Genomic DNA, 24,300 nt, shown 5'->3' on the forward strand with positions numbered 1-24,300 from the left:
TTTATTGGTGAGGCTAATTGCTTAAGGTTTTAACGAACCACTATGATTAAATTGTGTAAGTTGCTGGTCATAAAATGCAGTATCGCCAATGTTTTTACTTATCCACTCAGGGTCGTAATAGGTGTCTAAATACCGATCCCCAGAGTCACATAATAAGGTGACTAACGAGCCTTGCTGATTGCGCTGTTTCATTTCACAAGCTAGCTGAAGAATGCCATAAAGGTTAGTTCCTGTTGATGGACCTACTTTGCGTCCAATCAGTTTGGCTAGCCAATTCATTGTTGCTAATGACGCTGCATCAGGTATTTTTTTCATATCGTCCACAACCCCAGCGATAAAAGAAGGTTCGACTCTTGGTCTACCAATCCCTTCAATTTTACTGCCGTTTTCACACGTAATGGTGAGATCTCTTTTGTGGTAATAATCGTAAAAAACCGAATTCTCAGGGTCGACCACACATAACTGTGTTGGTAATTGTTGGTAATTTAAGTAACGGCCAATGGTTGCAGATGTACCGCCAGTGCCAGGACTCATGACTATCCAAGCGGGAGTAGGGTGCGGCTCTTTCAGCATTTGGTTAAAAATAGAGTCAGCAATATTATTATTGCCACGCCAGTCGGTTGCTCGCTCTGCATAAGTAAACTGATCCATATAATGGCCATTAAGCTCAGTGGCTAACTTTTGAGATTCAGCATAAATTTTACTGCTGTGATCGACAAAGTGGCACTGACCACCATAAAACTCAATTTGTTCAATCTTGGTTTTTGCAGTTGAAGAAGGCATAACGGCAATAAATGGTAAGCCTAATAATCTTGAAAAATAGGCTTCGGACACAGCGGTGCTGCCTGATGAAGATTCGATTATGGTGGTGTTCTCGTTTACCCACCCGTTTGAAAGCGCATATAAAAAGAGTGAACGTGCTAAACGATGTTTTAAACTGCCTGTAGGATGGGTACTCTCGTCTTTAAGGTATATATCAATACCGGAGAGCTGCGGTAAATCGAGTTTGATAAGGTGAGTATCGGCACTTCGCTGAAAATCTGCTTCAATTTTGGCGATTGCTTGATTTACCCATTGCTTTGACATGATGAGATCCCGATTAACAAATAAAAAATCATCATAGACTCAAAGTGGCAATGCTAAAAGGTATACAGATCACTTTATCGATTAAATAACATTAATTGGCGCATCAAACGGGTATACATAAAGTTTATTCGACATATTTACTGCTTTAAAGAGAATAGTCTTGAATAGAGAGATAATGGGAGATATTTGAAGCGAGATATACAAGATAAGAAGTGGTGGAGGGAGAAGGATTCGAACCTTCGAAGGCTGAGCCGTCAGATTTACAGTCTGATCCCTTTGGCCACTCGGGAACCCCTCCACATTTTCTTACTTGTCTTACAGTATTGTTGGCCACAACAATATTTTTTAATAATCAATAAACCGATAAATGGTGGAGGGAGAAGGATTCGAACCTTCGAAGGCTGAGCCGTCAGATTTACAGTCTGATCCCTTTGGCCACTCGGGAACCCCTCCACGAAACGGTATATTTATCATTGGTGCAAATGGTGGAGGGAGAAGGATTCGAACCTTCGAAGGCTGAGCCGTCAGATTTACAGTCTGATCCCTTTGGCCACTCGGGAACCCCTCCTCAATTGCGGCGGCAATGATAGTCACGAATTAAATATAAGTAAAGCCAAAATCGAAAATAACTCTCAAGTATTTGTTTAAGTGGTCGATAAAATATCAATCTTAGTAATTAATGATGTTTTTATATGCAAATCGAGTTTCCTTTAGTCAATGAACTGCAGTTAGGTCGTCGTTTAAATGACGCGATTGAACATGACCGCCGCGGCGAATTTGGCTTACTATTATCAATGCTATCGGCAGACGCTAGAGATATGTCTCAATTTCAGCTTGATAAAGAACTCGATGATAATCAAAAGCTGTATAAAGCCTTTGATTTACCCAAGCAGCAGCAATTGGTTTGTGATTTATCGAAACAACAAGCAATAGATAATGCTAGTGCATTTCATCAAAGCGGCTCATCTCAATTTCAGTTGACTCAAGCATTACATCCTGAGGCCATAGTGACTCGTGGTGAGTTTGATGATGACATGCAAATAGCACTAGCAAACTGTGATGTATTAACAAAATTAAAGCATCAGCAAAAACTACCTGAAGTATCTGAGTTAGCTAAAATGCACTTTTTAGATCAGTTATCAGTACAGCGAAAAATCAGCGAAACGATTGCGAATCAGCTGTACGCAGTTGCATAACACAATATAGAGTATCGAGAAATAACCACCCGAGTCAGAATGAAATAACAGAAATCGCTAATAGTGTGAACTAGTTATAAAATTAATCTCAGTTTTTACGTTAAGCTGACGCTTTCTTTATCATTGTGATAGGTGACTAATTATGATTAAAACAATTACCCAGCAAGAAGTTCAGGTAAGCGATAGCTGTAATGATTGTGGATCATTTGTCGATATTGGCACTGTAATTGACGAGCAGGATACACGCCTTATTTTGAAAATTACTGGTGATGCAGTTGCCGAAGAAGCAGAAGATATCATTACTAAAGCAAAAATTCGTTTTGACTCAGTTAAGGTTAATAGCGAGCAAACGGAAGCAGATATTACAGTCATTATAGATTTTGAATTCACTGCTGAAAAAATGATCTTTCAATTAGAGAATGGCTTGTAAATAGCTAAAATATATCAAATATATAATGATTTATGCGGTAACAACTTGCAATTTAATTCAGTGAGTGTAACCATCGTTACATTACTACTTTATGCTTAGACATATGTCATAAGCGCCAAGGCCATTTTACATTTGCTTTGGTACATGAGGGATGTTGATTTTTATCAAGTCATCCCTTATTTTAGCTGGAAAAAGCCTCCAAAGAATGAGGTGACCCGACTGTTATGCTGTCTTTTTGGGAACAATAATGAAGCAAAATGAGCAACAACATTTATTAGAGTTAATTGTTAACTCAAAAGCAAAAGAAAAGGGCGACTTTACTGCGACCTCTGAACTTGCCTGTAAATTGTTATTGAAATACTTTAATGCGACTTGTGTATCAGTTATTTCGCTACGAAATAAAGCACTTGAGCAAAAAGTCGTTGCTTGCGCCTCACCCAACACAGCTATGGTTGAAGTCACCAAGAAATTCCGTCATAAGCACTTTGCATCAGAGCTGTATTTTGATGAAATCCGACGTTATCGACACATTGTCAGTAATATTTCTCCTACAGATAAACGCCTTACTTGCTTTTCTGAGTATTATCTCCAGTCTGGAATCCAATCAAATTTAGATGTCGCAATTCGAATCAATGGTCATATTGAAGGACTACTGTGCATTGAATTTGATCACCAAATTGAACTGCCAAAACAGTCGATTGAATTTGCTTGTCAATTTGCAGACCAATTAGCACTGACACTTGCCACCCGTTACGCTTATGACAAAGACGAACGTTTAACCTTGTTCCATAGTGCAACAGAGCAAGCTAAACATGTGTTGATGTTGGTTAACTTAAAAAATCAAATTATTGAGTATATCAATCCTGCACATGAAAAAATGACAGGGCTGTCTCGTGACGTTGTGCAAAACAATGAACTCATTACCTTGGACTTCTTTAGAGGTAAGCGTGAGCTTGCTAATGAATTAACACAAGAATTGATAGCGGGTAAAACCGTTCAAGGCGAAACCGAACTACAACGAATCGACGGCACAAATTATTGGGTACAATATCAAGCAAGTCGTTTCGTTACCGAGCAAGGCAACTATTACGCATTGGTGTCGTGTTTAGATGTTTCAGAACAGCGACGTCATAAAGATGAACTTGAAAAGCTCGCATGGAACTGCACGTTAACGGGTTTACACAATCGACTACATTTTACTCAACAGCTCGACGTCACGTCTGAAGGTGTTCTGATACTAATCGATTTAATGGGCTTTAAGCGTTTCAATGACACAAGTGGTCATGAGCAAGGGGATTCGTTGCTCACTGAAGTGGCAAGAAGACTCAAGCATTTTGCTGAAAGTAACGGTGCAATTGATGTTGCCCGAGTAGGCAGCGATGAGTTTGCGTTGATTTTACCAGCGATACATTCAAGTGACATTTTAGAAGAAACGATTGTTAAGCTATATCAAAAGCTTAGTGTTCCATCTGTGATCGGAAGAGAAAAAGTTGACCCGAAAGCCGCTATTGCTGTGGTTGATATTGCGCCTGTTGTTGGAGAGTTTTCACCGCTTTCTTGCGCTGATATTGCGCTTCAATATGCGAAAAAGAAAGCTATGATGAATTATCAAATTTTTAATGATGATTTATTAGCGACCTTTAAAAATAATGCAGAAATTGAACGTGACTTACAAACAGCAATACGTGGACGTCAGTTCGAGCTTTATTACCAACCTTTAATGGATTTAAAGAACCATAAGTTCATTGGCGCAGAAGCCTTAATACGTTGGCATCACCCTAAGAAAGGAGTGCTCTACCCAGGCGCATTCATTGATATTGCCGAACAAACGGGCATGATCAATGCCATCGGAGATTGGGTATTAGAAGCTGCTTGTAAACAACTTAACTTATGGCAGCGTAAAAATGTCGATATTGTTATGCATGTTAACGTAGCGGCAAGACAATTCTTTAGCGGGAATTTATTTGAGCAAGTTTGGAATTTAGTGACTCGCTACCGTTTAAAGCCACAAAGCTTGATATTAGAAATTACCGAAACTGAATTAATGGGTGATGTGCGCCATGCGACTTGTTTGTGTCAAGAGTTGGCTGATTTAGGGGTAGGCTTGGCCATTGATGATTTTGGTACGGGTTACAGTTCAATGCGTTATTTAAAACAGTTCCCAATCACCAAATTAAAAATCGACCGTTCTTTTATTTCAGATTTAACGACCAGTCATCAAAGCAGAGAAATTGTAAGTGCGATTATCGCAATGGCGAAAGCATTAAATATTTCACTGACGGCTGAAGGGGTAGAGACAAAAGAACAAGAGTTGTTTTTAGAAGATAGTCTTTGTAATCACGCTCAAGGCTATTTATACAGTCCCGCTATAAGAGAAAATGAGTTCTCTCGGTTCATTTCTGAGCAAAATGAAACGGTACATTAACTTCGAAACTCTCTACTCATAACTGCATATTCATAACTGCACATCCATAACAGCCAGCAAACCAAATTCTTTTTGCTAAACCAAATTAGTTAAGTCTGATTATTTTGACCTAACTGGTTAAGTAAGTTAAATCAGTTAAATCAAACCTCTTAAATTAAATCTTTATAATCACAGTGCTTTTATGAAGCGATATTTATAAAGCGAAAATGCTTACGGTGACGATGCATATCTAAGTGTGGAAATAGGTTAATGTTTGAAACGACAACCTAGGTGTTATCTGACTCATTCACTTTTCAACTAATTTATTCAGATTGTAAATTAACTTATTTTCTTTAAACAACAGGTTTTAAACTTTTTGCCGCTGTGGCAGATACACGTTTCATTACGTTTTGGTAATTTAGCTTGTTTTTGCTCGCCAGTAGTATAGAACCATTGTCCACCTACACGCTCAAATTGTGATGTTTCAAAAATGGCATCAATAATACCATCATGTAAGAACCATGCTTTAAAGGTGACAGTACCATGGTTAGCGGTTTGATTGGCCTCATCGACAGTTAATCCCAGCCAAGTTGTTGATGACGCATTTTCAGCGAGTAAGGCAATGGTAAGTCCGTTCAGAAAATCAGGGTGATGGGTATCGAGTAAATATTGAAATTCTTGAAATACAAAAGCGCAGTAACGAGAGCGCATTAATGTCTCTACGTCAGCTGCTGTATTTACGTTTAAGTGATAAGGCTCACAGCACTCAGAATAGTGTTGATTTTGACCGCAAGGGCACCTTGTATTGGCCATTTGCGTCTTAGCTGTTTGAGTATTGATTAAACGAGTATTCATTACTGGTCGCTTTAATGATTATGGGCATCTGTCGAATCTATAGGCTGCTGCGTATTTTGTTCTGATTCAGTTTCAATGATGATGTCTGGTTTGGGGGCTTGGTTGAATTGTCTGCCGTAATATAAGTTTGAAACAGGCTTGGCGGTAAAATAGTACTTAGGATCTGTTTTAGTGTTTGAATCAACAATAAATTGCCACTGATCTTTCGCTGTCTTTCGTGATACTAAAACAAACTTACCAGAGAAAACACTTGTAGGATCGCCAGTTTCTTTACGAGGATGAAACCTTACTAGGTAGTAACCAACATCTGTGGCACTTGATTCAGTTAATTCACGGTTAATCACTCTAAAATCAACTTCAATATGAGCATCTTTTTTGGCTATTTTCTTGAAAAATACCGTATAGAGATCGAGAATATTTTGTTTACCGATGACGATTTCTTGATCTAACACCTCAGATATATATGTGGCATCATCCGTGTATATTTTATTAATAAAATCCAGATCAAGATTCTCGAAACCTGTGTGGAAGGTTTTATAATTATTATTAATGATGTCGTTGTCTGACAAAGTTGTTTCAGGTGTTTTTCCTGCTAAGGCATTGATGCTGAGAAGCATAAAAGTACAACAAAACAACAATTTGATATAAGTCATCAAGATTTTTTACTCTTTACTCTGGCTAATGAATAATTTCAGGTGCAGATTTTGATAATGCATGACACTATAAATTATTCTATTAATTAGCAACAGTAAGTAATCTTTACAAAGTGTGTAGGAGTTGATTATGAGCGTTGATGATACAGCATTATTTTTAGCTGAAATGGGCGACGTTAAACCATTAACCACTAATGACAAGGTATTTGTCTCATCAAAACAACTTGATACGGATGCACATCGAGCAAGACGTAAAGCTGCAATGCAAAATGAGTATTTGGCGAAATTACCCATTGAACCAAGGTTATTAACTCCAATAGCGCCTGACGAGATAATGAGTTACAAACGAAATGGTGTCCAAGAAGAAGTGTTCCGCCATTTGCGTTTAGGCAAATACAAAAAGCAAACAGTATTAGATTTGCATGCCTATCGATTGAGTCAAGCCAGAGAGTTGCTTGTTGAAACGATTATTCAAGCACAAGAAAGAGGCGAACGAAATTTATTAATCATTCATGGTAAAGGAGTGAATAATAAACCCTATCCAGCGCTTATGAAATCTGCGGTCAACGATTGGTTGATGCAGTTTGAACAAGTACAAGCATTTCACAGTGCGACCCGTGAACAAGGCGGAACTGGTGCATTGTTTGTGATGTTAGTTAAGTCTGATGAGCAACGCATTGTATCAGGAGAAACGAATAGAAAAGGCAGTGGCTTTCGGTAACGCTTGTATATGTTGGTCTATGACATATTCACAAGGGCTTTTAATAAAGCCCTTATCAAACACCGTTATAAAACAATTCTTAAAAAGATGCTTGCAAGTTAAACGAGTAAGAAAGCTAGGATGGCAAGGAGTACAATAACAGCCACTATCATTTTAGGATTCGTTTCTCTTGGCGTCTCTTCATTATTTAATCGTTTTGAACGTTCATTTCTTAATTTTTGGTAATGACTTTTTTTCATGCTACACCTAGGCTAACAAACAACAACAAGTGTAATTCACACAAGCAGTGACGCTAGACTTTGTCACTTTCAAGGATGCTAATAACCTTGTTTGGGTTAGATTTGTGATCTTTGCAGAAAATGACTGCTTTTCATTCTAGAGATGCTAAAGAACCTAGTTAGAAATGTAAGTGTACTTTAGTGAATTTGTTAATCTCGTTATCATGTTAACGTTATTTTAGTTATCACTAATTCAGCACAAAATATAAAATAGCGATGGTAATAAACAATAAATGAATACTACTCTTATGATTACTATAATTAAGGGTTGAACCTTTACGGATCCGCTTAGCACGGCCATTTCTTAATTTTACGTAGTTTCTTTTTTTCATTAGCAATATCAAACGACAAAACAGAAATGAATCTGTATCGTTATACTCAAAATATAGAAGGTTCTAATACTTGATAAGCGTAGATAAAACGGAAAGCCGTATTGATACTTAATGTGACTTCTGGCTTTTATTACACTTGTCATAATGACGTGTACAAGTAACTCCATTCACTTTGTGTACCGCGTAAAATTATCATAAACGACAGGGTTGAGAATGGGTTTTTATGTGATCTCGATCACGCATTGGTACAAATTGACACGTGTCAGAATATTGTCGTTAAAGCACTTGGTGCTTTGTGTTTTAGGAATGTTTTTGCTCTGTTGGTTTAATGTTGATTCTTGATGGGGTATACATTAACTGAGAATTGCGATGATTGAAGCCAAAATATAAAGCACCCTAAGGTGCTTTATATTTATCTTTATATTGCTATTGATTTTAACGTATTTTGAGTCGATACATTACCAGCCACATTGACGGCTTTTAGATTGGTTTTGTTTGTCGAGCCATACATGTAAAGGCGCAAAATAATCTAAAACTGCGTTTGCATCCATTGCTTTAGTGCCAGTCACTATATTAAGTGCTTCAGGCCAAGGTTGGCTTAATCCAGCTTCTAGCATTTCATTTAACTTATGACCCGCATCTTTATTACCGTAAATACTACAACGGTGAACTGGTCCTTCGTTACCCGCTATTTCACATAATGATTGATGGAATTGGAACTGTAATACGTGAGCTAAAAAATAACGTGTATATGGCACATTACCAGGTACATGATATTTGGCGCCAGGGTCAAAGTCAGCCTCAGTTCGTGCTATTGGTGCTGCTACACCTTGGTACTTTTCACGCAGATCCCACCATGCTTGGTTATATTGCTCTGGTGAAATCTCACCGTTGAACACTTTCCAGCGCCATTGATCAATCATTAAACCAAAAGGCATGAAAGCGATTTTGTCTAATGCTTGTTTGAGTAATAAACCTATATCTTTCGATTCGTCAGGTACTTGTTCTAGTAAGCCAATTTGTTTTAAATAACTGGGTGTAATGGAGAGGGCGATAGTGTCACCAATTGCTTCATGAAAGCCATCATTAGCAGAGCCTTTAAACAAATGTGGTTGGTTTTTGTAGGCACGTTGATAATAGTTATGACCCAGTTCATGGTGAATGACTGTAAAGTCTTCCGCTGTTTTTTGAATACACATTTTAATGCGGATATCATCTTCGTTATCTAAATCCCAAGCAGAAGCGTGGCAAACGACATCACGGTCTTTTGGTTGAACAAACAACGACCGAGTCCAGAAAGTATCAGGCAATGGACTAAAACCTAGTGAAGAAAAGAAGCCTTCAGCTTGTTTGACCATCTTAATTTCATCATATTGATTCTCTTCTAGCAATGCGGTGACATCATAGCCTGGATCTGCATCTTGCGGCGCAACAGAATCATATATTGTGCCCCATTGCTGAGCCCACATATTACCTAATAAATGCGCTGGGATAGGGCCTTGATTTGGTACAATAGTATCGCCATATTGTTCGTTTAACTCACCACGTACATAACAATGTAGTGAATCATAAAGTGGTTTAATATCTCCCCATAACCTATCTAGTTCATTTGAAAAATCATCAGGTTTCATATCATATTGGCTACGCCAAAGCTCTGAGAGGTCTGTAAAGCCGAGATCGCGTGCGCCTTCATTAGCGAGCTCAACCTCGCGTTTGAATAAAGGTCGCATTGGTTTGGCAATTTCACGCCAGCCTTGCCATGCTTCTAATAAAATTGCAGGATCTTTAGAGTCTGCCATCAACGCTGACAGCTCTGGCTGAGTCATGCAACGACCATCAGCGAAACAATATTTACCTTTACCATATAAGCCATTTAATTCTGAACTAATTTGCGCAAGCTCTGCATTTTTAGCAGGATCTAATGGGGCTGGTAGTACTAAGCTACTGCGAAGGATGTGAAGTTTACGCGCATTGATTGGATCAAGTTTTACATCGGCATACTTAGCTGCTTCTGTAGCAAAGTATACTGATCGTGATGTCAGCTTTTCACCAATCGCTGCCGACATCGCTGCAGTATCTTCAGTAATAAAATTACTGTAAACCCATTCGGTTCGAGCACCTTCAACGGATAATTGAGCTAATTCAGCTTCTGCTTCATTTATAAATGCAATAGCAGATTCCGTTGAAATACTTGCTGATTGTTGAGTGACTTTTACGGTTGATGTAATGATTTCTTCTTCAGCTTGCTGGCATGCTGTTAATCCCAATACGACTGAAATGACGATTGCAATTTTAGACGGCTGTTTAAAAGGCTGGTTCATCTTACAGGTTTCCTTATTTTTATTGTCGTCGACAGTTTACATAATTAGGGTAAATATTGCATTTTAGTTAATAAACAGTGCCAGAAGAGTACTAAAGACGGCGTAAGCTTGAACATATAATCTGATTTAACATTGACAAGTGTGCGCTCAGTGTTTAATTTAAACGGGTGTTTTAAATTGAATTGGGTCACGGAATGGCAAGCAGAACTGATACAAAAACAAGAATTCTCGATGCTGCTGAAAAACTTTTTGCAGAAAGAGGTTTTTCTGAAACATCTTTGAGGCTAATTACCAGCAAAGCTGAAGTAAATTTGGCCTCTGTGAACTATCATTTTGGTTCAAAGAAAGAGTTAATTCGCGCTGTTTTAGCACGGTATTTAGATGTGTTTATGCCTAGCGCAGCATCTGAAATTAAAAGACTTTTTAAGAATCCAGAGCTGGCGAATTTGAATGAAATTTTTTCATCACTAATAAAGCCGCTTTTAGAATTAAATCAAGTTAGGCAAGGTGGTACAACCATCTTTCTTCAATTACTGGGTCGTGGATATATAGAAAGCCAAGGCCATTTAAGATGGTTTATCACTACGCATTACGGTGAATACTTACAAGTGTTTGTTAAAGCCGTTTCAGCTAGTGCGCCACATATTCCGCCTGCTGAGATGTTTTGGCGACTACACTTTACCTTAGGCACCATCGTTTTCACTATGGCATCAGCTGATGCATTAAATGAAATCGCAGAGGCTGACTACGGTGAACATAATGATACTGAAGCGATTATTCGTAAGGTTATTCCATATATGGCAGCTGGTGTATCTGTACCGATTTTAGGAAAGGAATAAGGGATTAACATGACTGTCCTCATACTCGTATTAATAGCACTGCTAGTGCTATTTGGTGTTCGAAATTTACGTATGCGTTTTATCACGCGACCTGTATTTAGCTTCTTTAAAAAAGTGTTACCCCCTCTGTCCAGTACAGAGAAAGAAGCCATGGAAGCTGGAGATGTTTGGTGGGAAGGAGAGTTATTCCGCGGTAAACCTGATTGGAATATGCTTCACAATTATGGCAAACCTCAATTAACGGCAGATGAGCAAGACTTTATCGACAATCAAGTCATGACAGCGCTCACCATGATTGATGATCATGACATTGTTAATAACCGTAAAGATTTACCTCCTGAATTATGGGATTACTTTAAGAAAGAAGGCTTCTTTGCACTTATCATTCCTAAAAAGTTTGGTGGTCGAGAGTTTTCTGCATACGCCAATTCGACCATTGTCAGTAAAATTGCCACGCGCAGTATTAGTGCTGCCGTAACCGTTATGGTGCCAAACTCATTAGGCCCAGGTGAATTACTAACGCATTATGGCACTCAAGAGCAAAAAGAACGTTGGTTACCAGCGCTTGCTAAAGGTGAAGAGTTACCTTGTTTTGCATTAACAGGTCCTGAGGCTGGGTCGGATGCTGGTGCTATTCCTGATTCTGGTATTGTTTGTCGCCGTGAGTTTAATGGTGAAGAAACACTCGGGTTAAGCCTAACTTGGAATAAACGATACATCACACTAGCACCTGTAGCGACAGTGCTTGGTTTAGCATTCCAAATGCGCGATCCTGATGGGTTACTTGGTGATACAGTTAACTTAGGTATAACTTGTGCGTTAATTCCGACTGATCACCAAGGTGTAGAAATTGGTCGTCGTCATAACCCGTTAATGATGGCATTTATGAACGGAACGACAAGTGGCGAAGATGTGTTTATTCCGCTTGATTGGATTATTGGTGGGCCACAATTTGCAGGTAAGGGCTGGCGAATGCTTGTTGAGTGTTTATCAGCTGGGCGTGGTATTTCATTGCCTGCGCTGGCGACCGCTTCTGGTCATATGGCCACTAAGACGACTACAGCTTATAGTTTTGTAAGACAACAATTTGGCATGCCAATTGGTAAGTTTGAAGGTGTTCAAGAAGCTTTAGCACGTATTATTGCCAATACATATCAACTGGAAGCTGCACGTTGTTTGACTACGACAGGAATTGATTTAAAAGTTAAACCTTCGGTTGTTACAGCAATTGCTAAATATCATATGACTGAGTTAGGTCGTGATGTAGTTGAAGATGCAATGGACATTCAATCAGGTAAAGGGATCCAGCTGGGTACTAAAAACTATCTTGGTCATGCATATATGGCAAGTCCCATCTCAATTACGGTTGAAGGGGCAAATATTTTAACGCGTTCGTTAATGATATTTGGTCAAGGTGCAACCCGTTGTCATCCATATGTGCTCGCTGAAATGGAAACAGCAGCAATGGAAGATCAAAAAGCGGCTATCAACCGATTTGATGCTTTACTCATGGGACATATGGGCTATGCTGCTCGTAATGGCTTTATGGCGTTTTTTAATGCGCTAACAGCAAGTAAAACGAATTCAGCGCCAGTGAGTGGTACAACACAGCAGTATTACCGTGATATGAGCCGTTTATCTTCTGGTTTAGCTATCATGACTGATTTATCTATGTTGATCATGGGTGGCGATCTGAAACGTAAAGAAATGATTTCTGCACGAATGGGCGATGTATTAAGTCAGTTGTATTTAGCGTCAGCGACGTTAAAGCAATTTGAAGATAATGGTCGTCAACAAGATGATTTGCCGATTGTTCATTATGTGATGACACAGCGCCTCCATTTAGCTGCTGAAGCATTGCAACAAGCTATCCGTAACTTCCCGAGTAAGTTTGTGGGCATTTTATTAAAGCTAGTGATATTCCCATTAGGCAATCATTTTAATGCGCCAACGGATAAGCAAGCGACAGTGTTAGCTGATAACTTCTTACAACCTTCTCCTGCTCGTGATCGAATTACTTTCTTATGTGCAGAATTTGAAGGTGATAAGAGCGGCATAGCAGAAGTCGAACAAGCATTTTTAGCTAAATACGCTTGCAAGCAGTTATTTAAACGATTAAAGAAAGCGCAAAAGGCCGGAGAGTTAACGCCTAAACAGCCTACATTAACGTTATTTGCTCAAGCATTAGAGAAAGGGGTTATCAATGATGAAGAGCATGCTCAACTTGTTGATGCAGATACCAAACGTTTAGCTGCTATCAATGTTGATGACTTTGAAAGTCTATAGCGTGCTAATGAAACTAGCCTGCTAAAAAACGATTTAAGCACAAATAAAAAACCACCTCTTTGAGGTGGTTTTTTTATACTTTTATTTGCTAAGTTAATTTTATAACAGACCAACTTAACTTATATTTGCGATGCCAGAATTATGCAACAACCAGCACTTTACATGTATTGGTGCCACCGACAGTTTCCATCGCATCGCCTTTAGTCATCAATACCATATCACCTGATTTTAAGTAACCCGCTTTAGCGACTGCTTTTAACGCTTCAGATGCTAATGCATCGGCAGGTACAGCTGTTGAATCAAATTTAACTGGCAATACACCACGGAACAAAGCTAATTTAGCTAATGTCTTTTCGTGACGAGACAGAGCAAAGATAGGTAAAGAAGAACTAATGCGCGACATCAACTTAGTTGTCTCACCAGATTCCGTTAAACTAATAATCGCTTTAACACCTTCAAGGTGGTTCGCTGCATACATAGTTGAAAGCGCAATCGTCTCTTCGATAGAATTGAACTTCTGGTCTAGTCTATGCTTAGAAGACATCACTGAAGGGTGTTTTTCTGCACCAGCGCAAACATTACCCATTGCGAGTACAGTTTCTTCTGGGAAATCACCTGCTGCAGTTTCTGCTGATAACATAACTGCATCAGTGCCATCTAAAACTGCATTAGCAACGTCCATGACTTCTGCACGTGTTGGCATTGGACTTGAAATCATAGATTCCATCATTTGAGTTGCAGTAATAACCACTTTGTTCAACTGACGAGAACGTTTAATTAGTTTCTTTTGAACAGCAACAAGGGCAGCATCACCGATTTCAACACCTAAGTCACCGCGTGCAACCATTACAGCATCAGATGCTTTGATAACGTCATCCATTGCTTCGTCAGTGCCTACCGCTTCAGCACGTTCAACTTTTGAAACGATCAATGCAAAACTGCCGGCTTCTTCTGCTAATTTACGAGCATAATCTAAATCAGCACCTGTACGTGGGAAAGATACAGCTAAGTAATCAACTTGAATTTGAGCTGCAGTTAAAATATCAGCTTTATCTTTATCAGTTAGTGCTGGGGCAGTTAAGCCGCCACCTTGTTTGTTGATGCCTTTATTATTTGAAAGGGGACCGGCCACAGTGACAGAGGTAAATACCTTGTTACCTTCAACTGATTCAACTTTGAGTTGAACTCGACCGTCATCCAGCATCAAAATATCACCAATGGTGACATCTTTTGGTAATTCTTTGTAATCAATGCCGACTTGCTTTTCGTCACCTTCGCCTTTTGCTAAATCAGCATCTAAGATAAAGGTATCACCTAAATTCAATTGAATTTTTTTGTTATCTTTAAATGTAGAAACGCGGATTTTCGGGCCTTGTAAGTCACCAAGAACTGCAACATGAACACCTAACTCTTTAGCGATGTTACGAGCGTCTGTAGCACGTTTTAAATGATCTTCTGGTGAGCCATGTGAGAAGTTAAGACGTACAACATTTGCGCCGGCTGCGATGATTTTACGTAGGTTGTCATCACGATCTGTTGCTGGACCAAGTGTTGTAACGATTTTAGTTCTGCGGAACATAAGATACTCCGTTAATATTAAGAAAAAGAATTCGGTACAAATATGAAACTATATTAACAGAGATTTTAGTATTTTGTAGGAAAGTTACGAACAAAAAGGTCATTTTTAATGTTTTATTTTTGTGACAGATTCGATATTTACAGAAAATAAAGGCCAAACAGTCAAGACTGTTCGGCCTTTTGGAAGTGTCATTCAACAGAAATATTTAGATAGTAAGATCTTTATTAACTCGTGATTCTTTCAATACTTCCTTAACTCGCTTCAAATTGTCACGGAATCGAGGTCCACGTCTTAGGGTAAATCCAGTTGCGAGAACATCGATAGTGACCAACTGAGCTAGACGAGATGCCATGGGTAGGTACATATCGGTATCTTCTGGTACTTCCATGGTTACAGGCAACGTACATTCATGGGACAGTGGGGAATTACGTGCTGTAATCCCAATCACTGCAGCACCATTTTCACGTGCGATACGTGCAATTTCAATCAATGATTTAGTACGGCCTGTATGGGATATCAACACAACAACATCACCTTCATTACAACCAATGCAGCTCATACGTTGCATGAGAACATCATCAAAACAAATTACTGGGACGTTAAAACGAAAGAATTTATTTTGAGCATCATGTGCAACAGATGATGAGGCACCAAGACCAAAGAATGAGATTGTTTTTGCTTGAGTGAGAATATCGACGGCTTTGTTGACAGCAACCACATCAAGGCTTTGACGTGCGGTATCAAGGGATGCCATTGAAGACTCAAAGATTTTTGTTGTGTACGACTCAGGTGAATCATCTTCTTCTACATGTCGACTTACGTATGGCGTACCATTAGCAAGACTTTGAGCAAGATGTAATTTAAAATCAGGGAACCCTTTAGTATCCAGTCGTCGGCAAAAGCGGTTTACGGTCGGCTCACTGACGTCAGCCATTTTGGCAAGGGTAGCGATACTTGAGTGGATAGCTGTTTGAGGAGAAGCTAAAATAACTTCTGCCACTTTACGCTCTGACTTACTAAACTGTGTCAGGCTCTTTTGCACCTTTTCAAGGGTATTCATAAGCAATTGTCCGCTAAAATGGATGATGTAATTTTATATCATAAATTACAATTTGAGAGGAAATGAAGTAATTTTTATCCCTCTAAAAACAAAATGTAGTCACTTTTCATCGTTGTTTTGTAACTAGACTAAGATAGTAAAGTAATTTAATCACCAAAATACTATCAGGTTTTATGTTAATAATGCTAGATACAAAACAAAGGATTATTTTCAAATTATAGATGCACAAAACTAATTCTGTTGTTATATTACAACAAAAGTGTGGTTTAAATCGTCGGATACTTAAATTTCGTAAGGTGAATCACACAAAATAAAGGAGTATGTAGAGCAATGAGTAACTCAACTTCAGGGGCTAAAGCTTGCGATTTTGTGCTTTTTGGTACAAAGGGCGATCTCGCGAGACGTAAATTGTTGCCTTCGCTTTATCAACTAGATAAAGCTAACCTGTTAGATACAGACACTAAAGTGATTGGCGTTGCAAAAGATGCCTTCACTCAAGAAGAATTTATCGCGTTAGTACAAAAAGCATTAAATACCTTTGTAAAAGATGAATTATGTGAAGAGACCTTAGAACGCTTTATTGGGCGTTGTCATTATATAGGGACTAATTTTACAGAAGCTGAAGGTTACAAAGCATTCCATGACCTATTAGAACCAACAAAACGTGTCATGGTTAGTTACTTCGCAACGCCTCCTTCTATTTTTGGCGATATCTGTCGCTGTTTAAATGAACAAAACCTCATCCATCCTGACACTCGTATCGTTTTAGAAAAACCAATCGGTACGTGTTTAGCATCATCAAAAGTCATTAACGACAAAGTTTCTGAATACTTCAACGAAAACCAAGTTTATCGTATTGACCATTATCTTGGTAAAGAAACCGTTCAAAACCTAATTGCACTTCGATTTGCTAACTCGCTATTTGCGTCAAAGTGGGATAATCGAACAATTGATCATGTACAAATTACAGTTGCTGAAGAAGTGGGCATCGAAGGGCGTTGGGGCTACTTTGATACTGCTGGTCAAATGCGTGACATGATTCAAAACCATTTATTACAAGTGCTGACACTGGTTGCAATGGATCCGCCTGTCAATCTTGATGCTGACAGCATCCGTGATGAAAAAGTAAAAGTACTTAAATCTCTTCGTCCAATTACGCCATACAATGTTTTTGAAAATACCGTACGTGGTCAATATACCGCAGGTTTCTTAAAAGGCAGCCCTGTTCCTGGTTACCTTGAAGAAGAGGGCGCTAATGTTAAGTCTAATACTGAAACGTTTGTCGCACTGCGTGTTGATATTGATAACTGGCGTTGGGCTGGGGTGCCATTTTACTTGCGCAGCGGTAAACGTATGCCGTTCAAGAGTTCTGAAATTGTGGTTTATTTTAAAAACCCACCATTGAATCTATACCGTGACAGTATGCGCAACCTGCCACCAAATAAATTAACCATTCGTCTGCAGCCTCACGAGGGTGTAGAGATCCAAATGATGAATAAAGTGCCTGGTCTTGAAGAGAAGCAGCGCATTCAAACTACTAAACTTGATTTAAGTTTTACCGATACTTTCAAAAATGAACGTATTGCTGATGCTTATGAGCGTTTGTTACTTGAAGCCATGATAGGTAATCAAGCCTTATTTGTTCGTCGTGATGAAGTTGAAGAAGCGTGGACATGGGTTGATGGCATCATGAACTCTTGGGAAAAAGGCGGTGAAAAACCTAAGCCTTATCCAGCAGGGACATGGGGCCCAGTTGCTTCAGTTGCACTGATCACTAAAGACGGTCGCTCTTGGGACGAATAAGGAATGAGTCATGATTAAAGAATCTGTATTTAAATCATTCGATACTCCTGCTGATTTAGAAGCTAAATTAGCAGAGAAAATTTCTAATCAATTGCAAGATGCTGTTGATAGTCGTGGTAAAGCCAGTCTTGTAGTATCAGGCGGTTCTACACCGTTAAAACTGTTTAAATTACTTAGTAATAAAGCAATTGATTGGAGTGATGTTTACATTACATTAGCTGACGAACGTTGGGTTGATGCTGAAGAAGCAGACTCTAATGAGCGCCTAGTCCGTGAGCACCTTCTACAAAACCGTGCTGCTAGTGCTAAGTTTCGTGGTTTGAAAAACATGTTCGATAGTCCAGAAAAGGGCTGCGAAATGACCATTGAATCATTAGCTAACTTTCCAAAGCCTTTCGATGTGGTGGTATTAGGTATGGGAACAGATGGGCATACATGCTCATGGTTCCCATGCAGTGCTGAACTTGAAAACGCTTTTACGACTGATTTGTTATGCGCAGCTGTCAATCCGACAACAGCACCGCATCCCCGCATCACATTATCCAAAGGGGCAATCTTAAACAGTCGTCAGATTTATCTTCATCTTGTTGGTGAATCTAAATTATCCGTATATCGCCAAGCATTACAAAATGACGATGTGAACGAAATGCCTATTAGAGCCGTATTAGCGCAGCGTAAAACGCCCGTTGATGTGTTCTATAGCGCTTAAGGAGTCAATTATGCACTCAGTAGTTCAAGCTGTTACCGATAGAATAATCGAACGAAGCAAAGATACACGTAAGAAATACCTTGAAGCTCTTAACGATGCTAATGCAAAAGGCGTACACCGCAGTGCTTTAAGCTGCGGTAACTTAGCCCATGGGTTTGCTGCTTGTCAGCCTGCAGATAAAGAATCATTACGTCAATTTACTAAAGCTAACATTGGTATTGTTACAGCATTTAATGACATGCTGTCGGCTCATCAGCCATATGAAGATTATCCAAATTTCTTAAAGAAAGCCTGTCAGGAAGTAGGCAGTGTTGCTCAAGTTGCCGCAGGTGTACCTGCGATGTGTGACGGTGTGACACAAGGTCAACCTGGTATGGAACTCAGTCTACTTAGCCGTGAAGTCATTGCGATGTCGACTGCTGTAGGGTTATCTCACAATATGTTTGATGGCGCTTTATTATTAGGTATCTGTGACAAAATCGTGCCGGGTTTATTGATCGGTGCGTTAAGTTTTGGTCACTTACCGATGTTATTTGTGCCAGCTGGCCCAATGAAATCGGGTATTCCTAATAAAGAAAAAGCGCGAGTACGCCAACTTTTCGCTCAAGGCAAAGTTGATAGAGAAGCATTGTTAGAAGCTGAATCTAGCTCTTACCACAGTGCTGGTACGTGTACTTTCTACGGTACTGCAAATTCAAATCAATTAATGCTCGAAGTTATGGGGCTTCAATTACCTGGTTCGTCATTTGTTAACCCAGATGATCCGTTACGTGATGCATTAACGTCAATGGCAGCTAAACAGGTATGTCGTTTAACTTCAATGGGAACGCAATACAGTCCAATTGGTGAAATCGTTAATGAAAAATCAGTTGTTAACGGCATCGTCGCACTATTGGCAACAGGTGGTTCTACCAACTTAACCATGCATATAGTTGCTGCTGCTCGTGCTGCAGGGATCATTGTCAATTGGGATGATTTTTCAGAACTTTCTGCAAACGTGCCTTTACTTGCTCGTGTTTACCCTAATGGCCATGCTGATATTAACCATTTCCATGCCGCTGGCGGTATGGCGTTATTGGTTAAAGAACTATTGGATGCCGGCTTGTTACACGAAGACGTTAATACAGTTGCAGGCTTTGGTTTACGTAAATATACCCAAGAGCCTCGATTGGTCGACGGCGAACTGATTTGGGTTGAAGGCCCAACAGAAAGTTTAGACAAAGAAGTGTTAACCCATATTGATACACCATTCCAATCAAATGGTGGCTTAACATTGCTCAAAGGTAATATCGGACGAGCTGTTATTAAAGTATCGGCAGTGCCAGTTGCTAATCGTGTTGTTGAAGCGCCAGCAGTTGTTATTGACGATCAAAACAAGTTAGACGCTATCTTTAAAGCGGGTGAGTTAGATAAGGACTGTGTTGTCGTGGTTAAAGGTCAAGGACCTAAAGCCAATGGCATGCCAGAACTTCATAAGTTAACCCCTTACTTAGGTACGCTACAAGATAAAGGCTTTAAAGTCGCACTAGTGACTGATGGCCGCATGTCAGGTGCGTCAGGCAAGGTGCCTGCCGCTATTCATCTAACACCAGAAGCGTTAGACGGTGGCATGATTGCAAAAATTGAAAACGGCGATGTAATTCGTGTTAATTCTGATACTGGTGAACTAACACTTTTAGTTGACGATGCAACATTAGCCGCTAGGACAGCTGCTAAAGTCGATTTACATCATTCAAGTTTTGGCATGGGACGTGAATTATTTGGTGCTTTACGAAGTAATTTAAGTGGTCCTGAAACCGGCGCTCGCTGTACCAGTGCCATTGATGAAAAATACTAATTGTAAGGAAGAATAACGAATGCTTGAGAATAACTGGACGATACAGCCACAAGATATTTTTAAACGCAGTCCGATTGTTCCTGTAATGGTTATCAATAAAATTGAGCATGCAGTACCGTTAGCGAAAGCGTTAGTTGCGGGCGGTATCAGTGTTTTAGAGATAACTTTACGCACAGAGTGCGCTTTAGAAGCAATTAAATTAATTGCTAAAGAAGTGCCAGAAGCCATTGTGGGTGCAGGTACAATTTTAAACGAACAACATCTTCAGCAAGCAATTGATGCAGGTTCGCAATTCATCATCACCCCTGGTGCAACAGAAGGGTTATTGAAGGCGGCTATGAAAGGCGCTGTACCTTTAATTCCTGGTGTTGCGAGTATTTCTGAAGTCATGGTCGGAATGGAATTAGGTTACACTCATTTCAAATTCTTCCCTGCTGAAGCCTCTGGTGGTGTTGGTGCGTTAAAAGCATTTTCAGGTCCTTTGGCAAATATTCGTTTTTGCCCAACAGGCGGTATTACTCCAACTAGTTACAAAAACTATTTGGCTTTACCCAATGTTGATTGTATTGGTGGTAGCTGGATAGCACCAACTGATGCTATGGAGCAAGGCGATTGGGACCGAATTACCCAGTTATGTAAAGATGCGATTAGTGCGCTTTAATTACTCTCTTTAAGTGAGCATTCGTTAAATTAAACCACCTTCGGGTGGTTTTTTATTGGTTAAAATAGACTAATGTTTAAAATGCACATTCATTAAAATAATGTTCAAAATTGAAATGGTTGATATCACTTGGTTAGGAGTTAGGAGTTAGGAGTTAGAAGTTAGGGGAGAGTTTAATTGTTAGCATCTTAACCATCGTTTTACTCTTTTATTCCTTATAAAGGTCATATGGATAAATCAGCGCAAAGTGTGGCAACATTTAATAGAATGGCACAACAATATCAAGATAAATACATGGATTGCAGTTTATATAGCCACAGTCTTGATAAGTTGTGCGACTATGTTTTCAAAATGGCTTCATTTCCCGATGTTGATCAAGTTTCGGATGTTGACTCAGTCACTTATACAAAGCCCATTTTCATATTGGATATAGGTTGCGGCCCAGGTAATGTGAGTTTGTATTTATACCAGCAGTGTAAAACTTGGCAAGCGACTCGACAAATAAGCATAGATATTTGTGTCTATGGTTTCGATCTTGCTGAACAAATGGTTGCTTTAGCAACAGCTAACAATCCACTGTTTCATTATGAAGTGTTGGATATGCGTAAGGTACGTAATGCCTCTACTGCGTTATTATCTAATAAGTATCACTTTGCTATTTGTGCTTTTTGTTTTCCGTATTTAAATCAACACGAACTGAAGCAATTTATTGCTGACTTGCCTCAGTTTATGGCCAATAACAGCATCTTGTTTGTCAGTTTTATGACCTCAAATAAGTTCTATTCACAAACTCAAACCTCAACCCAAGGACATAAAGTACATATGTATTTTTACCCGTCAAAAAATGTCGCAAATTTATTTCGTGAGAATGGCTTTGAGGTTATTGAACAATACGAAAAAGACTATTTAATTGAAGGTGAGAAACAAGCTACAGATTGTTTTATGTATCTTAAGCGTTTAGGGTAAATAAATTGATTTACTGACAGTTTTACTGATTGAAATGGACATTCATGAATATACAGCGCGTATACGTTATTGAAAAACTACCACTGGTATTTCTGATATTGATGGCTGCAAGCTGGTGGCATTTTTTTAATTATGACACCTGGCTAAATGATTTCGGCCAGTCAAAAAATGATTGGTTATTTTTGATTGATATTGGTGTTACTTTACCTTTGCTGTGTTTTATTTGCATTAAACCTAAAAAGATAGCTTTAATGAAATCAATTGGTTATTTTGCATTGTTGGTAGCTGCAGGTAGCTACATTATTCCCAATCAGTATCAAGTTGCATGGCCTTACCTTACTGACCTACGTTACCTCATTTTATTAGGCTTCATTGTCGTTGAATTGAGCGTTATTGCTTGCGTAGTATTTGCAATTAAACAGGCGATAACCAAGGGGCTTGATCCCGACTTTGCAATCGAAAAGCCAATCAAAGGTTTTATTGGTGATAGTGCTATCAGTAAGTTAATTATTTTTGAAACGAGAGTGTGGAGCTTTATTTTTTGCAGTCGATTGATTCATTCAAGTGCTTATGAAGGAGATGAACAATTCAGTTATCATTTAAAAGATACAAATCAATCTAATTCCCTAGGTTTTATATTAATGATTGCATTCGAAATTCCACTCATGCACCTAGTATTACATTTTATTTGGTCACCCTTAGCAGCTAATATCGTGACATTGTTAACTGCACTCAGTTTAGTTTTCTTTGTCGCCGAGTATCTAGCCATGTCTAGACGACCTATCTCGATTAATGATCGCCAGATATATTTACGTTATGGGCTGTTTAACGTGTTTACCATTGCGTTGGATAATATTAAAACAATAGAATTTAATCAGGGTGTGATCAGAAGGCAAAAAGGCGTTAAGCGATATAATTTTAGTGGTGCACCCAATATCCACATCGTTTTGAAGACTGAAATTGATGATGCAAAACAGATTTATATTGGTGTTGATAGCCCACAAAAAATGATTTCGCTAGTTCAGCATCGGATAAACTAACTTAGTTAACCATTATCGGTTTCCCATTTTTTATTATTGCGTAGACTATCAACAAAGCTACGCGGTGAGCTTAATGGTCTATCACAATGAATTAATAGACACTGGTTAAATGATGAGAAAAAAGATTGGATAATATTACTTTTAGAACAGCGTCACTGGCAGATATAGCCATTTTGCGAGAGCTAGAACAGAAGGTGGTTCAAGCGGAAAGGCCTTATAATTCGAGTATTAAACCCGAAAACGCTATTTATTATGATTTAGAATCATTACTGATAGACCCACTTAGTTGTGTTTTAGTTGGCGAAATTCAAAATGCCATTATCGCAACAGGTTATGCACAAATCAGACAGTCTAAAATATCTTTGAATCATGCTAAACACTGTTATTTAGGCTTTATGTTTGTTGAGTCTGAATACAGAGGCCAAGGCATTAATAAATGTCTGATAGACAAACTTGTTCACTGGAGCAAGGAACAAGGTGTTTTGGATTTTTATCTAGATGTTTATGATGCTAACGATGCAGCAATTCGAGCCTATGAGAAAGTAGGCTTTACAAAAACCTTAGTAGAAATGAAGTTAAACTTGTAGACAGTACCAAAGTTCGTTTTATGTTCGAGTGATAATTTCACTTAGGTGGTTATTAATGTGCATGACATGGGCAAGTTCATATTCTGCTTTTGTTAATGCGCCATAAGCAAAGTGGGGCATTAACGTTCCTGCGTAAGATTCAAAATCGGTTAATGATTTTCTTAGTCTCGATAAAGCCAATAAATAATAGCTAACGTCTTGATTTAATGAAAGCTGAGGTGCTCCTGGTATTGTTTCATGAAGACTATGAGTCATTTTTCCTTTAGCTGAGAATGCCGAAAAAGCGATATGGCCTAAGGTGTTTTTAAATATTGCTGATTTATGTTCAGGGTAACCTGTCATCGAATATTCAACACTCTGGGCGCAGTGTTCAAATATTTGCCCCAATTTCCATTGTCCTGCTGATGATATGTACTCGGAATTGGATTCACTCTGGGTGACTAAAATCATATGGAGTGTATTTAAGGTGTTAATCGTCTGCTTGATTGTCAGAGGTTGGTTTTCTGGTGAAATAGAAAACCAAGTTATACCAGCTGCACTGAACACTGCACCACCTGCAATTAATGATTTTAAAACCAATCTACGCTGCATCGCTTGTGAGTTACCGTCTTATATTTATTTTGTAGACTAGTAAATCAGATGTGAACGATTTCAGCA

21 protein-coding genes and 3 tRNA genes are annotated in these 24,300 nt (G+C 39.0%); 13 read left to right on the forward strand and 11 right to left on the reverse strand.

Annotation, left to right across the window (positions count from 1 at the left end; genetic code table 11):
* Positions 1-21: 21 nt before the first annotated feature.
* The 4 genes from SJ2017_RS09970 to SJ2017_RS09985 all read right to left on the reverse strand — a co-directional run bounded on the left by SJ2017_RS09970 (position 22) and on the right by SJ2017_RS09985 (position 1,654).
* Positions 22-1,086 carry a PLP-dependent cysteine synthase family protein gene (locus SJ2017_RS09970; protein ID WP_055024013.1) on the reverse strand — a complete coding sequence of 355 codons (1,065 nt, stop codon included), beginning with the start codon at positions 1,084-1,086 and terminating at the stop codon, positions 22-24.
* Between the two features lie 213 nt (positions 1,087-1,299).
* Positions 1,300-1,384, reverse strand: a tRNA-Tyr gene (locus tag SJ2017_RS09975).
* 70 nt (positions 1,385-1,454) lie between these two features.
* Positions 1,455-1,539: transfer RNA gene (locus tag SJ2017_RS09980), tRNA-Tyr, on the reverse strand.
* Positions 1,540-1,569: 30 nt separating this feature from the next.
* Positions 1,570-1,654, reverse strand: a tRNA-Tyr gene (locus SJ2017_RS09985).
* Between the two features lie 124 nt (positions 1,655-1,778).
* Between SJ2017_RS09985 and SJ2017_RS09990 the strand changes: the two genes are divergently transcribed.
* The 3 genes from SJ2017_RS09990 to SJ2017_RS10000 all read left to right on the forward strand — a co-directional run bounded on the left by SJ2017_RS09990 (position 1,779) and on the right by SJ2017_RS10000 (position 5,137).
* Positions 1,779-2,282 (forward strand): VC2046/SO_2500 family protein, encoded by a 504-nt coding sequence (locus tag SJ2017_RS09990; protein WP_080915656.1) that lies wholly within the window; start codon positions 1,779-1,781, stop codon positions 2,280-2,282.
* A gap of 142 nt (positions 2,283-2,424) precedes the next feature.
* Positions 2,425-2,712, forward strand: a complete 288-nt coding sequence (locus tag SJ2017_RS09995) for a DUF406 family protein (RefSeq protein ID WP_156003208.1) — start codon at positions 2,425-2,427, stop codon at positions 2,710-2,712.
* A gap of 247 nt (positions 2,713-2,959) precedes the next feature.
* A complete protein-coding gene (locus SJ2017_RS10000) occupies positions 2,960-5,137 on the forward strand; it encodes a sensor domain-containing phosphodiesterase (RefSeq protein WP_080915657.1) in 2,178 nt (725 codons plus the stop codon).
* 318 nt (positions 5,138-5,455) lie between these two features.
* On the opposite strand, the gene SJ2017_RS10005 is transcribed toward SJ2017_RS10000, so the two are convergent.
* Positions 5,456-5,971, reverse strand: a complete 516-nt coding sequence (locus tag SJ2017_RS10005) for a YchJ family protein (RefSeq protein ID WP_156003211.1) — start codon at positions 5,969-5,971, stop codon at positions 5,456-5,458.
* Positions 5,972-5,982: 11 nt separating this feature from the next.
* Complete coding sequence (locus tag SJ2017_RS10010; RefSeq protein WP_119969566.1) at positions 5,983-6,588, reverse strand: YybH family protein; 606 nt, start codon at positions 6,586-6,588, stop codon at positions 5,983-5,985.
* 166 nt (positions 6,589-6,754) lie between these two features.
* Between SJ2017_RS10010 and smrA the strand changes: the two genes are divergently transcribed.
* Complete coding sequence (gene smrA / locus SJ2017_RS10015) at positions 6,755-7,345, forward strand: DNA endonuclease SmrA (protein WP_080915658.1); 591 nt, start codon at positions 6,755-6,757, stop codon at positions 7,343-7,345.
* A gap of 98 nt (positions 7,346-7,443) precedes the next feature.
* On the opposite strand, the gene SJ2017_RS21435 is transcribed toward smrA, so the two are convergent.
* Together SJ2017_RS21435 and SJ2017_RS10020 are read right to left on the reverse strand one after the other, a co-directional pair.
* Entirely contained in the window at positions 7,444-7,584 is a 141-nt protein-coding gene (locus SJ2017_RS21435; protein ID WP_156003214.1) for a hypothetical protein, read from the reverse strand.
* 829 nt (positions 7,585-8,413) lie between these two features.
* Entirely contained in the window at positions 8,414-10,276 is a 1,863-nt protein-coding gene (locus tag SJ2017_RS10020) for a M2 family metallopeptidase (protein ID WP_080915659.1), read from the reverse strand.
* 194 nt (positions 10,277-10,470) lie between these two features.
* On the opposite strand from SJ2017_RS10020, the gene psrA reads away from it, so the two are divergent.
* Both psrA and SJ2017_RS10030 read left to right on the forward strand, forming a co-directional pair.
* Positions 10,471-11,115, forward strand: a complete 645-nt coding sequence (psrA, locus tag SJ2017_RS10025; protein ID WP_055024008.1) for a TetR family transcriptional repressor PsrA — start codon at positions 10,471-10,473, stop codon at positions 11,113-11,115.
* 9 nt (positions 11,116-11,124) lie between these two features.
* Positions 11,125-13,401 carry an acyl-CoA dehydrogenase gene (locus SJ2017_RS10030; RefSeq protein WP_080915660.1) on the forward strand — a complete coding sequence of 759 codons (2,277 nt, stop codon included), beginning with the start codon at positions 11,125-11,127 and terminating at the stop codon, positions 13,399-13,401.
* A gap of 139 nt (positions 13,402-13,540) precedes the next feature.
* On the opposite strand, the gene pyk is transcribed toward SJ2017_RS10030, so the two are convergent.
* Both pyk and SJ2017_RS10040 read right to left on the reverse strand, forming a co-directional pair.
* On the reverse strand, positions 13,541-14,980 hold the full coding sequence (pyk, locus tag SJ2017_RS10035; RefSeq protein ID WP_055024006.1) for a pyruvate kinase: 1,440 nt from the start codon (positions 14,978-14,980) through the stop codon (positions 13,541-13,543).
* 205 nt (positions 14,981-15,185) lie between these two features.
* A complete protein-coding gene (locus tag SJ2017_RS10040) occupies positions 15,186-16,040 on the reverse strand; it encodes a MurR/RpiR family transcriptional regulator (protein ID WP_055024005.1) in 855 nt (284 codons plus the stop codon).
* Positions 16,041-16,370: 330 nt separating this feature from the next.
* Between SJ2017_RS10040 and zwf the strand changes: the two genes are divergently transcribed.
* From zwf to SJ2017_RS10075, 7 genes are all read left to right on the forward strand, one after another.
* Entirely contained in the window at positions 16,371-17,843 is a 1,473-nt protein-coding gene (gene zwf / locus SJ2017_RS10045; protein WP_055024004.1) for a glucose-6-phosphate dehydrogenase, read from the forward strand.
* A 10-nt stretch (positions 17,844-17,853) separates the two neighbouring features.
* Positions 17,854-18,552: a 6-phosphogluconolactonase gene (pgl, locus tag SJ2017_RS10050; RefSeq protein ID WP_080915661.1), complete on the forward strand. Its 699-nt coding sequence runs from the start codon at positions 17,854-17,856 to the stop codon at positions 18,550-18,552.
* A gap of 10 nt (positions 18,553-18,562) precedes the next feature.
* Entirely contained in the window at positions 18,563-20,389 is a 1,827-nt protein-coding gene (edd, locus tag SJ2017_RS10055) for a phosphogluconate dehydratase (RefSeq protein WP_065108140.1), read from the forward strand.
* A 19-nt stretch (positions 20,390-20,408) separates the two neighbouring features.
* The gene (locus SJ2017_RS10060) at positions 20,409-21,050 is read left to right on the forward strand and encodes a bifunctional 4-hydroxy-2-oxoglutarate aldolase/2-dehydro-3-deoxy-phosphogluconate aldolase (RefSeq protein ID WP_080915662.1); all 642 of its coding nucleotides are present in this window, start codon (positions 20,409-20,411) and stop codon (positions 21,048-21,050) included.
* Between the two features lie 228 nt (positions 21,051-21,278).
* Positions 21,279-22,016, forward strand: coding sequence for a class I SAM-dependent methyltransferase (locus SJ2017_RS10065; RefSeq protein WP_080915663.1), 738 nt, complete (start codon positions 21,279-21,281; stop codon positions 22,014-22,016).
* Positions 22,017-22,060: 44 nt separating this feature from the next.
* The gene (locus SJ2017_RS10070; protein WP_080915664.1) at positions 22,061-23,056 is read left to right on the forward strand and encodes a PH domain-containing protein; all 996 of its coding nucleotides are present in this window, start codon (positions 22,061-22,063) and stop codon (positions 23,054-23,056) included.
* A gap of 125 nt (positions 23,057-23,181) precedes the next feature.
* Positions 23,182-23,643: a GNAT family N-acetyltransferase gene (locus SJ2017_RS10075; RefSeq protein ID WP_080915665.1), complete on the forward strand. Its 462-nt coding sequence runs from the start codon at positions 23,182-23,184 to the stop codon at positions 23,641-23,643.
* A gap of 18 nt (positions 23,644-23,661) precedes the next feature.
* On the opposite strand, the gene SJ2017_RS10080 is transcribed toward SJ2017_RS10075, so the two are convergent.
* On the reverse strand, positions 23,662-24,234 hold the full coding sequence (locus SJ2017_RS10080) for a DUF1569 domain-containing protein (protein ID WP_080915666.1): 573 nt from the start codon (positions 24,232-24,234) through the stop codon (positions 23,662-23,664).
* Positions 24,235-24,300: the final 66 nt, after the last annotated feature.

It is taken from the genome of Shewanella japonica, assembly GCF_002075795.1.
GTDB classification, from domain to species: Bacteria; Pseudomonadota; Gammaproteobacteria; order Enterobacterales; family Shewanellaceae; genus Shewanella; species Shewanella japonica.

Bases quoted from the DNA above. Each gene is read 5' to 3' on its own strand.
- SJ2017_RS10005 (WP_156003211.1), bottom strand. From the start codon at position 5,971: ATGAATACTCGTTTAATCAATACTCAAACAGCTAAGACGCAAATGGCC.
- smrA (WP_080915658.1), top strand. From the start codon at position 6,755: ATGAGCGTTGATGATACAGCATTATTTTTAGCTGAAATGGGCGACGTT.
- SJ2017_RS10070 (WP_080915664.1), top strand. From the start codon at position 22,061: ATGAATATACAGCGCGTATACGTTATTGAAAAACTACCACTGGTATTT.
- SJ2017_RS09995 (WP_156003208.1), top strand. From the start codon at position 2,425: ATGATTAAAACAATTACCCAGCAAGAAGTTCAGGTAAGCGATAGCTGT.
- pyk (WP_055024006.1), bottom strand. From the start codon at position 14,980: ATGTTCCGCAGAACTAAAATCGTTACAACACTTGGTCCAGCAACAGAT.
- SJ2017_RS10080 (WP_080915666.1), bottom strand. From the start codon at position 24,234: ATGCAGCGTAGATTGGTTTTAAAATCATTAATTGCAGGTGGTGCAGTG.
- SJ2017_RS10010 (WP_119969566.1), bottom strand. From the start codon at position 6,588: ATGCTTCTCAGCATCAATGCCTTAGCAGGAAAAACACCTGAAACAACT.
- zwf (WP_055024004.1), top strand. From the start codon at position 16,371: ATGAGTAACTCAACTTCAGGGGCTAAAGCTTGCGATTTTGTGCTTTTT.
- edd (WP_065108140.1), top strand. From the start codon at position 18,563: ATGCACTCAGTAGTTCAAGCTGTTACCGATAGAATAATCGAACGAAGC.
- SJ2017_RS10000 (WP_080915657.1), top strand. From the start codon at position 2,960: ATGAAGCAAAATGAGCAACAACATTTATTAGAGTTAATTGTTAACTCA.
- SJ2017_RS10020 (WP_080915659.1), bottom strand. From the start codon at position 10,276: ATGAACCAGCCTTTTAAACAGCCGTCTAAAATTGCAATCGTCATTTCA.
- SJ2017_RS09970 (WP_055024013.1), bottom strand. From the start codon at position 1,086: ATGTCAAAGCAATGGGTAAATCAAGCAATCGCCAAAATTGAAGCAGAT.
- SJ2017_RS10030 (WP_080915660.1), top strand. From the start codon at position 11,125: ATGACTGTCCTCATACTCGTATTAATAGCACTGCTAGTGCTATTTGGT.
- SJ2017_RS10060 (WP_080915662.1), top strand. From the start codon at position 20,409: ATGCTTGAGAATAACTGGACGATACAGCCACAAGATATTTTTAAACGC.
- SJ2017_RS10040 (WP_055024005.1), bottom strand. From the start codon at position 16,040: ATGAATACCCTTGAAAAGGTGCAAAAGAGCCTGACACAGTTTAGTAAG.
- SJ2017_RS09990 (WP_080915656.1), top strand. From the start codon at position 1,779: ATGCAAATCGAGTTTCCTTTAGTCAATGAACTGCAGTTAGGTCGTCGT.
- pgl (WP_080915661.1), top strand. From the start codon at position 17,854: ATGATTAAAGAATCTGTATTTAAATCATTCGATACTCCTGCTGATTTA.
- SJ2017_RS21435 (WP_156003214.1), bottom strand. From the start codon at position 7,584: ATGAAAAAAAGTCATTACCAAAAATTAAGAAATGAACGTTCAAAACGA.
- SJ2017_RS10065 (WP_080915663.1), top strand. From the start codon at position 21,279: ATGGATAAATCAGCGCAAAGTGTGGCAACATTTAATAGAATGGCACAA.
- psrA (WP_055024008.1), top strand. From the start codon at position 10,471: ATGGCAAGCAGAACTGATACAAAAACAAGAATTCTCGATGCTGCTGAA.